Origin of the sequence: Streptomyces sp. NPDC048514 (assembly GCF_043199955.1) — a bacterium.
Classification (GTDB): Bacteria; Actinomycetota; Actinomycetes; order Streptomycetales; family Streptomycetaceae; genus Streptomyces.
In genome coordinates, this window is sequence record NZ_JBICWT010000006.1 from 151,898 (window position 1) to 166,387 (window position 14,490).

At 71.9% G+C, this 14,490-nt stretch carries 13 protein-coding genes and 1 pseudogene; 8 read left to right on the top strand and 6 right to left on the bottom strand.

Features of this window, described 5'->3' with window-relative positions:
• Positions 1–29: 29 nt before the first annotated feature.
• From ACGFT2_RS15150 to glgX, 4 genes and pseudogenes are all read right to left on the bottom strand, one after another.
• Positions 30–752 (bottom strand): annotated as a pseudogene (locus tag ACGFT2_RS15150) (dolichyl-phosphate beta-glucosyltransferase); the annotation flags it as partial.
• 138 nt (positions 753–890) lie between these two features.
• Positions 891–1,454, bottom strand: a complete 564-nt coding sequence (locus tag ACGFT2_RS15155) for a hypothetical protein (protein ID WP_393277908.1) — start codon at positions 1,452–1,454, stop codon at positions 891–893.
• A gap of 10 nt (positions 1,455–1,464) precedes the next feature.
• Positions 1,465–1,971, bottom strand: coding sequence for a SigE family RNA polymerase sigma factor (locus ACGFT2_RS15160; RefSeq protein WP_393277910.1), 507 nt, complete (start codon positions 1,969–1,971; stop codon positions 1,465–1,467).
• Positions 1,972–2,117: 146 nt separating this feature from the next.
• Positions 2,118–4,358, bottom strand: a complete 2,241-nt coding sequence (gene glgX, locus ACGFT2_RS15165) for a glycogen debranching protein GlgX (protein WP_393277912.1) — start codon at positions 4,356–4,358, stop codon at positions 2,118–2,120.
• A 278-nt stretch (positions 4,359–4,636) separates the two neighbouring features.
• On the opposite strand from glgX, the gene ACGFT2_RS15170 reads away from it, so the two are divergent.
• The 8 genes from ACGFT2_RS15170 (at position 4,637) to ACGFT2_RS15205 (ending at position 12,407) form a co-directional block, all read left to right on the top strand.
• Positions 4,637–5,803: an Ig-like domain-containing protein gene (locus ACGFT2_RS15170; protein ID WP_393277914.1), complete on the top strand. Its 1,167-nt coding sequence runs from the start codon at positions 4,637–4,639 to the stop codon at positions 5,801–5,803.
• A gap of 232 nt (positions 5,804–6,035) precedes the next feature.
• Positions 6,036–7,259, top strand: coding sequence for an Ig-like domain-containing protein (locus tag ACGFT2_RS15175; protein WP_393277916.1), 1,224 nt, complete (start codon positions 6,036–6,038; stop codon positions 7,257–7,259).
• A 79-nt stretch (positions 7,260–7,338) separates the two neighbouring features.
• Positions 7,339–8,106 (top strand): enoyl-CoA hydratase/isomerase family protein, encoded by a 768-nt coding sequence (locus tag ACGFT2_RS15180; protein ID WP_393277918.1) that lies wholly within the window; start codon positions 7,339–7,341, stop codon positions 8,104–8,106.
• A 299-nt stretch (positions 8,107–8,405) separates the two neighbouring features.
• Entirely contained in the window at positions 8,406–8,909 is a 504-nt protein-coding gene (locus ACGFT2_RS15185; protein ID WP_393277920.1) for an ATP-binding protein, read from the top strand.
• A 214-nt stretch (positions 8,910–9,123) separates the two neighbouring features.
• On the top strand, positions 9,124–9,930 hold the full coding sequence (locus ACGFT2_RS15190) for a polysaccharide deacetylase family protein (protein WP_393277922.1): 807 nt from the start codon (positions 9,124–9,126) through the stop codon (positions 9,928–9,930).
• Positions 9,930–11,123, top strand: a complete 1,194-nt coding sequence (locus tag ACGFT2_RS15195) for a hypothetical protein (protein WP_393277924.1) — start codon at positions 9,930–9,932, stop codon at positions 11,121–11,123. Before ACGFT2_RS15190 ends, ACGFT2_RS15195 begins: the two co-directional genes overlap by 1 nt.
• Before the next feature lie 132 nt (positions 11,124–11,255).
• Positions 11,256–11,468: an EF-hand domain-containing protein gene (locus ACGFT2_RS15200; RefSeq protein WP_393277926.1), complete on the top strand. Its 213-nt coding sequence runs from the start codon at positions 11,256–11,258 to the stop codon at positions 11,466–11,468.
• A gap of 276 nt (positions 11,469–11,744) precedes the next feature.
• On the top strand, positions 11,745–12,407 hold the full coding sequence (locus ACGFT2_RS15205) for an NADPH-dependent F420 reductase (protein WP_393277928.1): 663 nt from the start codon (positions 11,745–11,747) through the stop codon (positions 12,405–12,407).
• A gap of 10 nt (positions 12,408–12,417) precedes the next feature.
• Here the strand turns inward: ACGFT2_RS15205 and ACGFT2_RS15210 are convergent, their stop codons facing one another.
• On the bottom strand, positions 12,418–12,972 hold the full coding sequence (locus ACGFT2_RS15210) for a glycoside hydrolase family 25 protein (RefSeq protein ID WP_393277930.1): 555 nt from the start codon (positions 12,970–12,972) through the stop codon (positions 12,418–12,420).
• 93 nt (positions 12,973–13,065) lie between these two features.
• Entirely contained in the window at positions 13,066–14,106 is a 1,041-nt protein-coding gene (locus tag ACGFT2_RS15215) for a phosphatidylinositol-specific phospholipase C domain-containing protein (protein ID WP_393277932.1), read from the bottom strand.
• Positions 14,107–14,490: the final 384 nt, after the last annotated feature.

Genomic DNA, 14,490 nt, shown 5'->3' on the forward strand with positions numbered 1-14,490 from the left:
GAGGCCACCGCTTCGCCACGCGGCCGGCGCCGGGTCCGGTCGCGGCGCATCCGGGCGATCCCGCGCAGGTCGGCCAGCGCGGTGGCGAGGATGTCCACACTGCTGTCCGGGTCGTCGACCCAGTCCACCGGGACCTCGTGGATCCGCAGACCCGCACGCTCGGCGAGCACCAGCAGCTCGGTGTCGAAGAACCACTCCCCGTCCCGCACCTGGGGCAGCAGCCGCTCGGCGACCTCGCGGCGCACCGCCTTGAACCCGCACTGCGCGTCGGAGAAGCCGACGGAGAGGGTGCAGCGCAGCAGGACGTTGTAGCAGCGGGATATGACCTCGCGCTTGGTCCCGCGCACCACCCGCGCGCCGGGGGCGAGCCGGGTGCCGATGGCCAGGTCGGAATGGCCGGATATCAGCGGGGCGACCAGCGGCAGCAGCGCGGTCAGCCCGGTGGACAGATCCACGTCGAGGTAGGCCAGCACGGGCGCCCGCGAGCCCGACCAGGCCGCCCGCAACGCCCGTCCGCGGCCCTTCTCGGGCAGCCGGAGCGAGGCCACCTCGGGCAGCTCGGCGGCGAGCCGGGCGGCGATGCGCGGGGTGCGGTCGGTGCTCGCGTTGTCGGCGACGGTGATCCGGAACGGGTAGGGGAAGGTCTCCCGCAGATGCGCGTGCAGCCGCCGTACGTTCGGATCGAGGTCCTTCTCCTCGTTGAACACCGGTACGACCAGGTCCAGGACGGGTTCGTCGGCGTGCGTGGGCAGCGGGGTGCGCCGGGATGCCGGCGCCGGGACCGCTGGTCGGCTCGGTCGGATATAAGTCACGTGGATCCCCGTTTGTTCTGGTCCGTCGGGCATACCGAGGGCATGAAGGTGAAGGGTGGAGGTGAAGGGCGACGGGCGTCAGCCGCTCGGGCTGATCTGCGAGGACGGGACGTCCGACGGCGTGACGGTGGGCGGCGGTGCGGTGGCCTCGTCCGAGGAGGTGGCCGTGGCCGACGGCAACTCCTGGCCGGTGGCCGTGCTCCCCGGGCCCGCCGGCGGGTCGGAGGTCGTCGTGTCGGCGTCCGGCGGCTGCTGCGTCGTCGGGTACGACGGCGGCGGCCCGCTCGCCGACCGGGACGGCGACGGCGATGTGCTCGGGCCGGAGGTGGGGCTGATCGCGGGACGGGGATGCGGCGCGCTGGGCCGGTCGTCGGTGTGGGCGTGCGGCCACAGGAACACCCCGAGGCCGAGCCCCGCCACCGCCAGCACGGAGCCGGCGGCGCGGCGCGCCGCCCGCACCCGACGGCGCGTCACCACCCCGGCGCGCAGCCGGTCCCGGTGCCCCGGGCCGAAGGGCGTCTGTTCCTGGGTGTGCATCAGCCGCGCCAGCTGCCGCTCGAAGTGGTCCCGGTGCGCCAGGTCGTCGCCGAGATCCAGGCGCTCCACGCGGTCCACGTCGTCCAGATGCTCCATGCGGTCCATGGGTCCTCCCTCACCCCACCGGCTCGATGACGTCGGCCAGCAGCCGGCGCAGCCGGGCCACCCCGCGCGCGGCGTGGGACCGGGCGGTGCCCGCCGGGCAGCCCAGGATCTCCGCGACCTGCCGGTCGGGCAGGTCCTGGTAGTAACGCAGGACCACGGCGGCCCGCTGCTGCGGCGTCAGCTGCCCGAGAGCGGCCTCCAGCCGGGAACGCTCGGCCACCCTCGCCGACATGTCGCCGTCCGCCGCCACTTCGGGCAGCTCCTCCACGGGCCGCTCACCCCACCAGCGCCGGCGGGCCGAGCGGGCCGCGGCCCGCGCCAGCACCTTGCGCACATACGCCTCCGGAGCCTCGTCGGCGACCTTCGGCCAGACGAACCACAACTTGACCAAGGAGTCCTGCAACAGGTCCTCGGCCCGGTACCGATCCCCTCCGGTGAGCAGACGGGCCAGATGGAACAACACCGACCAGCGGGCCGCCACGAACGCGTCGTACTCACCGGCCCTGCTCTGCTCCATCCCACGGTCCTCGTTCTCGCCGGCTGTCTACACCAGAGGTAAGGCCCTGGACCCTGCCCCGCGCTGCACCCGCCGACCGTGATCTGCGTCACGGACAGGAGGTGCACGGGTTCAGGGGGAGTGTCCCGCACCGGGGCGGGGCCGGCTCAGGCGACCCTCAGCAGCAGTACCGCCCGGGCCGGCACCGTGATCTCCGTGCCCGCCCGGTGGACCGTTCCCGGCGCCTCGGCCTGCTCCTCCCGCGAGGTGTCCACGACCACCTCGTACCGCTGCGCCCACGGGGGACCGGGCAGGACGAAGCCCGTCGGCCGGTCGCCCGCGTGCAGCACCGCGAGGAAACTGTCGTCCAGGACCGCGGCGCCCCGCTCGTCCCGGCCCGGGATGTCCCGCCCGGACAGATACATGCCGAGCGTGGCCGCGGGCGCGTACCAGTCGACCTCGGTCATCTCCGCGCCCCGCGAGGTGAACCAGGCCAGGTCCCGAAGTCCGTCCGCGGTCTGGGACCGGCCGGAGAAGAAGGCCCGCCGGCGCAGCACCGGATGCCGGTGGCGCAACGCGATCAGCCGCGAGGTCAGTTCGAACAGCGCCCGCCAGCCGGGGTCCCGAAGCAGGGACCAGTCCAGCCAGCCGATCTCGTTGTCCTGGCAGTAGGCGTTGTTGTTGCCGCGCTGGGTACGGCCCAGCTCGTCGCCGGCGACCAGCATGGGCACGCCGGTGGACAGCAGCAGGGTGGTGAGCAGGTTCCGCAGCTGCCGTCGCCGCAGCGCCCGTACCCGCTCGTCGTCGGTCTCGCCCTCCGCGCCGCAGTTCCAGGAGCGGTTGTCGTCCGTGCCGTCCCGGTTGTTCTCGCCGTTGGCCTCGTTGTGTTTGCGCTCGTAGGAGACGAGGTCGCGCAGGGTGAAACCGTCGTGCGCGGTGACGAAGTTGACGGAGGCGTAGGGGCGCCGGCCGCCCCAGGCGTACAGGTCGCTGGAGCCGGAGAGGCGGTAGCCCATCTCGCGCACGTCCGGCAGGGCGTGCCGCCAGAAGTCCCGGACGGCGTCGCGGTAGCGGTCGTTCCACTCCGTCCACAGGGGCGGGAACGCGCCGACCTGGTAGCCGCCGGAGCCGATGTCCCACGGTTCGGCGATCAGCTTCACCCGGCGCAGCACGGGATCCTGGGCGATGACCGCGAGGAACGGCGAGAGCATGTCGACGTCGTGCATCGAGCGTGCCAGCGCCGCCGCGAGGTCGAAGCGGAACCCGTCGACGCCCATCTCCGTCACCCAGTACCGCAGCGAGTCGGTGATCAGCCGCAGCACCTGGGGCTGGACGACGTGCAGGGTGTTGCCGCAGCCGGTGTAGTCGGCATACCGGCGGGCGTCGTCCTGGAGCCGGTAGTAGCCGCGGTTGTCGATGCCCTTCAGGGACAGGGTCGGCCCCAGCTCGCCGGCCTCGGCGGTGTGGTTGTAGACCACGTCGAGGATGACCTCGATGCCGGCCGCGTGCAGGGCCCGCACCATCCGCTTGAACTCGCCGACCTGCTGCCCCGTCGTACCGGACGCCGCGTACGCCGCGTGCGGGGCGAAGTAGCCGATCGAGTTGTAGCCCCAGTGGTTCCTCAGGCCCCGGCGCAGCAGATGATCCTCGTGCGCGAACTGGTGCACGGGCAGCAGCTCGACGGCCGTGACGCCGAGGCGCACCAGGTGCTCGATCGCGGCCGGGTGCGCCAGCCCGGCGTAGGTGCCGCGCAGCTCCTCGGGGATGCCGGGGTGCAGTCTGGTGAAACCGCGCACGTGCAGCTCGTAGATCACCGAGTCGGCCCACGGCGTCTTCGGGCGCCGGTCGTCCGACCAGTCGTCGTCGTCGTGCACGACGACCCCCTTCGGCACGTGCGGCGCCGAGTCCCGCTCGTCCCGCACGGTGTCCGCGACCTGCTGCTCCGGCCAGTCCCGGACGTGCCCGTACACCTCCGGCGGCAGCCGGAACTCACCGTCCACCGCCCGGGCGTAGGGGTCCAGCAGCAGCTTGGCCGGGTTCCAGCGGGCGCCGGTCCACGGGTCCCAGCGGCCGTCCACCCGGTAGCCGTAGCGCTGCCCCGGCATCACGCCCGGCACGAAACCGTGCCAGATCTCGTGCGTCAGCTCGGTCAGCGGAACCCGTGTCTCCCGGCCCCGCTCGTCGAACAGGCACACCAGGACCGCCTCCGCCCCGGCCGCCCACAGCGCGAAGTTGGTGCCCGCGACCCCGTCCGGGCCGACCCGGAACCGGGCCCCCAGCGGGGTCGGCGTGCCCGGCCACACCGGCGGGGCGGGCGGTACGGCCCGCCGCGAGCCGTTCACCGCCGCCGGTTGCCCGCTCCCGGCCGGCTCCCCGGCCGGTGCCCGCTGCTCGGCTGCGCTCGTCACCTGTCGGCCCCTCTTCCCGTGCCTCGCCCGGGGGCGGCGCAGTCCGCCGCGCCCGGCGGCCGGGCATGCCCGTCGGCACCCTCGGCCACCCGGCACGACTGCGCCCCGACGGCTCCGGCGCGGGCGCGGCGGCTCCCCAACGTGTCGTCCTTCCCTCTGTTCTGCCCAGTGCGTGCGTCGCACTCACGTTTCCCCGGAGCCGCCCCGTCGTTGAGCCCCGCGTGAGGCACGTACAAGGACGCGCGTGGCGCGCGTGGGCCGCGCTGGCGGCGGTAGTGATGGGGACAGGGCTGCTGGCCGGCTGTTCCCCGGACGGCCCGGGACCGCTGGGCATGGGCGGGGCGCTGGGCAGATCCCCGGCGTCCGAGGACGCCATTCGGGTCACCCCCGAGGACGGCGGCAAGGGCGTACGGCCCGGCGACCGGCTGCGGGTCCGGTTGCCGGGCGGGCGCCTGGAGAAGGTGACGGTCGTCAAGACGCAGGACGCGCAGGACTTTCCGGTCCGCGGCCATGTCAGCGACGACGGGCTGAGCTGGCAGCCGGACGACGACCGGCTGGCGCTCGCCGCCCAGTACACCGTCGATGTGGTCGCCCTGGACGCCCAGGGCCGCCGCTCCGCCCGGCACACCACCTTCACCACCTATGTCCCCGACGAGCGGTTCATCGCCTACGTCACCCCCGAGAACCGGGCCACCGTCGGCACCGGGATGATCGTCTCCCTGTCCTTCAGCCGGGAGATCGCCGACCGTGCCGCCGTCGAACGCGCCGTGCACGTGAGGGCGCGGCCTCCCGTCGAGATCCGGCCGCACTGGTTCGGCAAGGGCCGCCTGGACTTCCGCCCCGAGCGCTACTGGAAGCCCGGCACCGAGGTCACCGTCGACCTGGACCTGCGGGACGTCGAGGGCGCGCACGGCGTCTACGGCCTGCAGGACAAGACCTTCTCCTTCACCGTCGGGCGCAGCCAGGTCTCCCTGGTCGACGCCGCCAAGCACACCATGGACGTACGGCGCGACGGACAGCTCCTCGCCACCGTCCCCATCACGGCGGGCGCCCCCAAGCACCCGAGCTACAACGGGAAGATGGTGGTGATGGACATGCTCGAGGTCACCCGCATGAACAGCCGCACCGTCGGTTTCGGCGGCGAGTACGACATCGCCGACGTGCCGCACGCCATGAAGCTCACCGACTCGGGCACCTTCCTGCACGGCAACTACTGGAATCCGGACGCCCCCGGCAGGGAGAACGTCAGCCATGGCTGTGTGGGCCTGACGGACGTCAAGGGCGGCAGCTCGGACACCCCCGCGGGCTGGTTCTTCGACCGCAGCCTCGTCGGCGACGTCATCGAGATCGTCAACAGCAAGGACAAGACCGTCGCCCCCGACAACGGCCTCGGCGGCTGGAACATGCCCTGGAAGGACTGGCTGGCGGGCAGCGCGGTGAAGTGACCCGGGCGGGGGCGCGGCCCTGCCCGGCCGCCGGGCGGCTCGACCGGCCGGCGGCCGGGTGGAAGTACGAGGTGAGGGGCGGGGTGGGCGGTGCCGGTGGGCGGCGGAAGTTGCGACGGAACGGTGACATTCGCCTGACACCACGCTCAAAACCCTGCGGTTACCATGCCCCAATGTGCGCGCGGGACGCGCCGGGGCATGGCCTGACCTGGGCCTGTGAGGGGAGAACAACTTGAACGTGCGGCCGATATCGGGGGCATCGGTTGAGGGGCGGGGCACAGGCCGCAGGGGGGTGGCCCTGGTGGCCGGCGCGTTGCTGCTGGCGCTCACCGCGTGCGGCGGGGGCGGCGGCACGGGTTCCGGCCCGGGCGAGGGCAAGGGCGGCACCCAGGACAAGCAGTCGGCCGCCGCCGTCACCATCACCCCCAAGTCCGGTGCCACGGGCGTCGACACCACCGGCGCCGTGAAGGTCGACGTCGCCAAGGGCAGGTTGACCGAGGTCACCGTCAAGGACACCAAGGGCGCGAAGGTCGACGGCGCGATCACCGGCGGCGCCTCCTGGACGCCGTCCACGCACCTGGCCGCCGGCACCAAGTACACGGTGCACGCGGTCGCCAAGGACTCCGAGGGCCGTGAGGCGGCCGAGGACTCCAGCTTCACCACGCTGACTCCGAAGAACACCTTCGTCGGCTACTTCACCCCCGAGGACGGCTCCACCGTCGGTGTCGGGATGCCGTTCTCCGTGCACTTCACCCGGGGCATAACCAAGCCCCGGGACGTCGAGAAGGCCATCACGGTCAGGACCGAACCGGCCGTCGACGTCGAGGGGCACTGGTTCGGCAACGACCGCCTGGACTTCCGGCCCGAGAGGTACTGGAAGGCCGGCACGAAGGTCACCGTCGACCTCGATCTGGACGGCGTCGAGGGCCGCGACGGCGTCTACGGCAAGCAGCACAAGACCCTGAAGTTCACCATCGGCCGCAATCAGGTCTCCGTCGTGGACGCCAAGAAGCACACGATGAAGATCACCCAGGACGGCAAGGTCGTCAGGACCATCCCGGTCACCACCGGCAAGCCCGGCTACGAGACCTGGAACGGCCAGATGGTCATGAGCGAGAAGCTGGCCGTCACCCGGATGAACGGCGAGACCGTCGGCTACGGCGGCGAGTACGACATCAAGGACGTGCCGCACGCCATCCGCCTCACCACCTCCGGCACCTTCATCCACGGCAACTACTGGGGCGGCGGCGCCTTCGGCAACTACAACGCCAGCCACGGCTGCGTCGGCCTGCAGGACGTGCGCGGCGGCTACAGCAAGAGCGTCCCGGCCGCCTGGTTCTTCAACCACTCGATGATCGGCGACGTGGTCGTCGTCAAGAACTCCGACGACCGCACGGTGGACCCCGGCAACGGCCTCAACGGCTGGAACATGTCCTGGGCCGACTGGAAGAAGTGAGCCGACCCCGGCGTACGGGCCCGGTGCTGTGAGGAACGGCACCGGGCCCGTCGGCGTTAGTCGCCGTTAACCTGCCTGCATGACCGTCAATCTCGAAGTCGCCGAAGGCGTGGGAGTCCTGCGTCTGGACCGGCCGCCGATGAACGCGCTGGACATCGCCACGCAGGACCGGCTGAAGGAGCTCGCCGAGGAGGCCACGCGCCGCGACGACGTGCGCGCCGTGGTGATCTACGGCGGCGAACGGGTGTTCGCGGCGGGCGCGGACATCAAGGAGATGCAGAACATGGACCACGCGGGCATGGTCGCCCGCGCCCGCGCCCTGCAGGACTCCTTCACCGCCGTGGCCCGCATCCCCAAGCCCGTCGTCGCCGCGATCACCGGCTACGCGCTCGGCGGTGGCTGCGAACTGGCGCTGTGCGCCGACTACCGCATCGCCGCCGACAACGCCAAGCTCGGCCAGCCCGAGATCCTGCTCGGCCTGATCCCGGGCGCCGGCGGCACCCAGCGGCTGCCCCGGTTGATCGGCCCCTCCAAGGCCAAGGACCTGATCTTCACGGGCCGTCAGGTCCGGGCCGACGAGGCCCTGGCCATCGGCCTGGTGGACCGGATCGTGCCGGCCGCGGAGGTGTACGAGCAGGCGCACGCCTGGGCCGCGGGGCTCGCCCAGGGCCCGGCGATCGCGCTGCGCGCGGCGAAGGAGTCGGTCGACGCCGGTCTGGAGACCGACATCGACACCGGGCTCACCGTCGAACGGAACTGGTTCGCGGGTCTGTTCGCCACCGAGGACCGAGAGCGAGGCATGCGCAGCTTCGTGGAGGAAGGGCCCGGCAAGGCCAAGTTCCGCTGAGCCTCGCCGGTGTGAACTTCCCCGTAACTCGGCCCCAGGGCCTTGCAATTGACATGTTGTCTCGTCCGGGTCCCTCGATGGGGCGGTTTATGGGAGCCTTAAGGCAACCTTAAGCCTGGCTTGTCGAGGGAGCCTGACGATTGCCCGGAAGTGAGCCGTCACCGCAGGTCGACGGAGGTGTGCCGGGCCTCGGTATGTCTTCGGCATATGACGGGAGACGAGCCTGGAGCGGGGGCGTGCGGGGGGCGTATTCCTCCGGAACGGCCCCCAAGACGTCCACGGGCCGCCATCATGGGGGCATGGCGGGGCTGGAGGGCATCGAGCAGCCGCGGGGACACGGCCGTGCGACCGCGGCTCGCTGGTCGCCGGCGGTCGAGGACGAACAGGCGCTCAAGGCGCTCGAACTGTTCGGCAACCCGACGGAGGCGGAGGTGCCGCTGCCGTCCCGCCCCGAGTCGGCGGCCACCGCGCGCCGGCTCGCCCAGGTCGTCGTCCTGCGTACCTGGCGGCTGTCTCCCAAGCTCGCCGAGGACGCCGTCCTGCTCGTGTCGGAGCTCGTCGGCAACGCCGTACGGCACACCGGGGCCCGGGTCTTCGGCCTGCGGATGCGACGCCGGCCCGGCTGGATCCGGGTGGAGGTCCGGGACCCCTCGCGCGGGCTGCCCTGTCTGATGCCGGTCCAGGAGATGGACGTCAGCGGCCGCGGGCTCTTCCTCGTGGACAAGCTCTCCGACCGGTGGGGCGTGGACCTGCTCCCGCGCGGCAAGACGACCTGGTTCGAGATGCGGGTCGCCGACCGCTGAGCCCGCGGCCCGGCGGCCCGCGCGCCCACGGCTCCGTCGCACGAGCGGGCGCCGTCCCCCGCGCGACCCGCCCCGAATCCCCCCTGGCGACCGCCGGCCCCGCCTCCGGGGCCCGGCGTGGGCCGGACGCCCCGAAGCGACTCAGGCGACCGCACGACCCGAAGGCATCCCCCAAAGCGACCAATCGGCGGTTTTCTTACCAATCACCCCTTAAATGGTGCGGGTGACCACCACCAACCGACGCGAGGTGCTGCGCGCGGGCGCCGGGCTCGTCGCCGGCGGCGCGCTCGCCGCCGGTTGCGGCGCCGGCCAGGCCGCACCGCCCCCCGCCCCGCCCCCGGCGTCCGCGTCCGCCGCCCGTGTCCCCGGCCACGCCGCGGCCACCCTCCAGGCCGCCCCCGCCCCCCGCGCCTACCCCGGGCAGCCCGTGCAGATCACCCACGGCCCGCGCACCCGCCCCCAGGTCGCCCTCACCTTCCACGGCCAGGGCGACCCCGCCCTCGCCCACTCCCTGCTGGACGAGGCGGAGAAACGGGGCGCCCGCCTCACCGTGCTCGCCGTCGGCACCTGGCTGGAGGAACACCCGGACGTCGCCCGGCGCATCCTCGACGGCGGCCACGACCTCGGCAACCACACCGAGCGGCACATCGCCGTCAACACCCTCGCCGAGGCCGACGCCCGCAGGGAGATCACCGACTGCGCCGACCGGCTCCAGCGGCTCACCGGATCCATCGGCACCTGGTTCCGCCCCTCCCGGGCGCCCACCGCCTCCCCGCTCGTCGCACGGCTGGCCCAGGCGGCCGGCTACCCGCACGTGCTGTCGTACGACGTCGACTCGCTCGACTACACCGGCCCCGGCGCCGCCGCCGTCACCACCAAGGTCCTCGCCGACGTGGCGAACGGTTCGGTGGTCAGCCTGCACCTCGGATACCCGGACACGGTGACCGCCCTGCCCGACGTCCTCCACGAACTCGACCGCCGTGGACTGCGCGCGGTCACCACCACGGAGCTGCTGAGCTGATGCGAACCACCCAAGCCGCCCGCCTGCTGGCCGCAGGCGCCGCCCTCACCGCCCTGACGCTCCTGTCCGCGTGCGGCGGCGGGAGCCGGCACCACGAGGACGAGGCCCTCGCCAGCAAGGCGCCCGCACCGGTCCGGCCGAAGGGGAAGCCGGCCCCGGTGAGCGTGCTGCCCGGGATGCCGCCCGTGGAGGATCCGGCCGACGTCTACGCCGCCGACCGCCCGAACCGGCTCTCCCCGGTCGTCAAGGACTTCCCGTCGCGGGTGTACGTGCCCAACACCAACTCGAACACCGTCACCGTCATCGACCCCGCGACCTACCGGATCCTCGAGACCATCCCGGTCGGCCGCCAGCCCCAGCACGTCGTGCCGTCCTGGGATCTGAAGACCCTCTGGGTCAACAACGACCTCGGCAACAGCCTCACCCCGATCGACCCGCGGACCGGCAGGGCCGGAAAGCCGGTCGACGTGCACGACCCCTACAACCTGTACTTCACCCCCGACGGCAAGTACGCCGTCGTCATGGCCTCCATGGACCGGCAGCTCGTCTTCCGCGACGCGCACACCATGAAGGTGGTCAAGTCCGTGCCGGTCAGCTGCTACGGCGTCAACCACGCCGACTTCTCCGTCGACGGCCGCTACTTCATCGTCTCCTGCGAGTTCAGCGGCGAGGTCCTCAAGGTCGACACCGCACGGATGAAGGTCGTCGCCCAGGAGAAGCTGCCGCTCCGCGGAGCCATGCCGCAGGACGTCAAGCTCTCGCCGGACGGCAAGCGGTTCTACATCGCGGACATGGCGGCCGACGGGGTGTGGGTCCTCGACGGGGACAGGTTCACCAGGCCCGAGCTGCTCGCCACCGGCAAGGGCGCCCACGGCCTGTACATCAGCCGGGACTCCCGCGAGATGTACATCTCCAACCGGGGCGAGGGCTCCATCTCGATCTTCGACTTCGCCGCCGGCCGGCTCACCAGGAAATGGCACCTGCCCGGCGGCGGCAGCCCCGACATGGGCGGCGTCTCGGCCGACGGCAAGATCCTGTGGCTGTCCGGCCGCTACAACTCCGAGGTGTACGCCATCGACACCCGCACCGGTGCCGAACTGGCCCGCATCAAGGTCGGCAGCGGCCCGCACGGCCTCGCCGTCTATCCGCAGCCCGGCCGCTACTCGCTCGGGCACACCGGCATCTTCCGCTGACGCCGGCTCCGGACACTCTCCGCGGACGCCGGCCGGGTGGTCGCCGCACCCCGGGTTCGTGGGGGCCGTTAATCTGACCAGCGTCAGTACGCCAGCACGGCTATGAGAAAAACGAACAAAAGGGGCGGATCGGTGGCGGACATCGAGGAAGCACGCAAGCAGTTCCAGCGGATCGATGCGGACGGTGACGGATTCATCACCGCTGCGGAGTTCAAGTCCGCCCTGGCCCAGGCGGGTGACTGGAACGTCACCGAGACGGTGGCGGAGGCCGTCATCAAGACGCGTGACCTCAACGGCGACAAGGTCCTGTCGTTCGACGAGTTCTGGGCCTACCTGAACAAGTGACGAGTTCTGGGCCTGCCTGAACAAGTGACGTACCCGTGAGGGGGTGCTCTTCCCGCAGTGAGCGGGCGGGGTGCCCCCTTCGTCATGCCCCCTCGCCGTCCCCGCCGGGTCGCGCGGGCCACGAGTGCGGCGACGCTCACCGGCGTGCCTCTCGGGCCGCGCGGGCGGGGAGCGGCTCACCCGATCGCCGTGGTGCGGAATACGCTCCGCCCTCGCCCGGTTGTCGCCTCCGTACAGACGCATGCATGTGCATGCATCGACCCCGGAGGGCGTGTCATGAAGATCGGCATCATCGGTGCGGGCAACATCGGCGGCAACCTCACCCGGCGGCTCACCGCCCTCGGCCACGACGTGTCCGTGGCCAACTCGCGCGGCCCCGAGACGCTCGGGGCGCTGGCCGAGGAGACCGGTGCGACCCCGGTACGCGTCACGGAGGCGGCCGAGGGCGCGCAGGTCGTGGTCGTCACCGTCCCCCTGAAGGCGGTCCCGGACCTCCCCACCGGCCTGCTGGGCGGCGCCGCGGAGGGCGTCGCGGTGATCGACACCGGCAACTACTACCCGCAGCAGCGGGACGGCCGGATCGCGGCCATCGAGGACGACGGTCTCACCGAGAGCCGTTGGACCGAACGGCACCTCGGCCACCCGGTGATCAAGGCCTTCAACGGCACCTACGCCCAGGACATCCTGGACCGCCCCCGACCCGCCGGCGACCCGGAGCGCATGGCGCTCCCGGTCGCCGGCGACGACGAGGCGGCCAAGCGGATCGTCCGGGACCTGATCGACGAGCTGGGCTTCGACACCGTCGACGCGGGCGGCATCGACGACTCCTGGCGCCAGCAGCCCGGCACCCCGGTGTACGGCCTGCGGGAAGGCACCGCGGGTGTGGCGAAGGCCCTGGCCGAAGCGTCGCCGCAGCGACCGGCGGACTTCCAGGGCTAGGGCGGCGCCGTCAGGGCGTGGCCCAGTCGCGCAGGGCGGTCTTGCCGGCGAAATCGGCCACGTCCTTGTCGTGCGGCTCGCTGGTGTACTGGTGGAACCGCCACTTGGCCTTGATGCGGGGCTTGCCGGCGCTCACGTAGTCGGCGATCCAGAGACCGTCCCCGGCGTACGAGGTGGTGTCGACGTTGAGCCAGAAGTCCCGGTTGGTGTAGAGCAGGACCCTGTTGTGCGGGCGCAGCTGCTTGACCTTCCGGATGAACTGGTCCTTCTCCGCGTTGCCGGCGCGCGTCCCGTCGCCCGTGGTCTCCCAGTCGACGGCGAGCAGGTCGCCCGCCTTCTCGGGAGCGTGCGAGACGAAGTACTCGGCCTGTTCGCCGATGTGTCCCGGCCACAGGAAGTGGTAGAAGCCGACGACGAGGCCGGCGTCGCGGCCGTGCTTGGTCTGGGCGGCCAGTCTCGGATTGACGTACGAACGGCCCTCCGTCGCCTTGACGAAGACGAAGGAGAGGCCGTCGGTGCCGTAGGACGACGACTGGTACGCGCTGACATCGATGCCGTGGAGCATGGGGAGACTCCCTGAGTGCCTGTGGGGTGACAGGAGTTGGGAGCTATATGCCCCGCTACGGCCCGCTCGATCCGTCCGTGCGCCCGGACGCTGTCAGCCCCGTGCCGTCACGGACCCCAGTACGGCCGCCGGCTTCGCCGACCAGTCGGAGGTGATGAAGCTCGCGTGGTCCTTCGCCAGCAGCGCGAGCCGGGCGGCGACTTCGGCGTCCGTCGGGGCGGTCGAGGAGATCGCCGGGGACACGCCGTCGGCGCCCGTCATGATCAGGACGTAGCGGTTCGCCGAGTAGAACGAGGTGTCGTAGCCGCCGTTCACGTAGCTCGCCGCGTCGCCGTCGAAGAACACGAACCAGGGCCGGATCGAGGCGTCGTAACGGCCGGCGCGCGGATCGCCGTTCTCGGCGCCGAGCACGGCCGGGAAGGCCTGGGCCGCCGGGATGTTCCCGGCGGCGTACAGGTCGCGCAGGTGGTCGCCGTACTCCTCGTCCGTCCAGTAGTGGTCGAACGGGTTCGACTGCTCCACCGTGCCCGGGATCAGTTCGAAGAGGAACCTGCCCTTCAGTGAGTCGCGGGACGGCCAGGCGTCGGCCCTGGCCGCGGCGTCCAGCGAGTCGTACGACCCGCCCAGCAGGTCGGCCGGCTTGTACACGCTGCTGCCGAGCTTCCGCGAGACCAGGGTGTCGAACTCGTCCGGCCCCATGCCCGCTCTGTCGTTGAAGCCCACCTTCATCTCCACCTTGAAGACGATCGGCGGGTGGTCGGGGTGCAACTGGTTCCAGGCCGCGATGTTGTCCAGGCAGCTGCCCAGGTCCTGGTCGCGGCTCTTGCTGTACAACTCGGCGGGTGTCTTCGCGGCCTCGCAGTTGTTGTTGTCACCGAACGGGTTGCTGTGGCTCACCCGCCAGCGGTGGGTGATGCTGTCGACGTACACGTCCAGCTCCAGCAGCGAGGCTCCGGAGTCCAACGCCTGGGCGAAGTACGTGTACTTGGCCTTGTCGTAGGCGTTGTGCGTGCCGATGGCCGTCGTCCCGGAGAACCTGGGCGACGCCGCGTGGGCGTTCCCCGGCAGTACCGCCAGCAGCGCGGCGGCCCCCGCGAGCGCCGCCGTCCGTCTCGCCGCACGAATCGTGTGCATCTATGAACTCCCCTTTGCCGACGCTGAGTTGGCGGCAGCGTAGAGGGGAGCGATTACCAGGCGGTAGCCCCGGGGACAACATCAGCCTTCGCGCGGCCGGGCGATCGGGTGACGGGGCGCCTCCCGGCCCGTGCCCGTGTGGCCGCCCGGACCGTGCCCGCACGGTCGGCGGCGGTCGTGTGCTGGGCACGGCGCGGGGGCGGGTGAGGCAGGCGGACGGCATCGGAACCGACGGAATCCGTGCCCCGGGAAGGGGGTGGCGGAGGCGGCCTCCGCGGGTTACCAGGGTGCCCGGCGCATCTGGAAGGTCGCCGTATACGCAGGGCGTTTCGGGGCGTTGCGCGGCCGTCCGGCCCGGCGGCGCAGCCCTGGATCTCCGTCCGC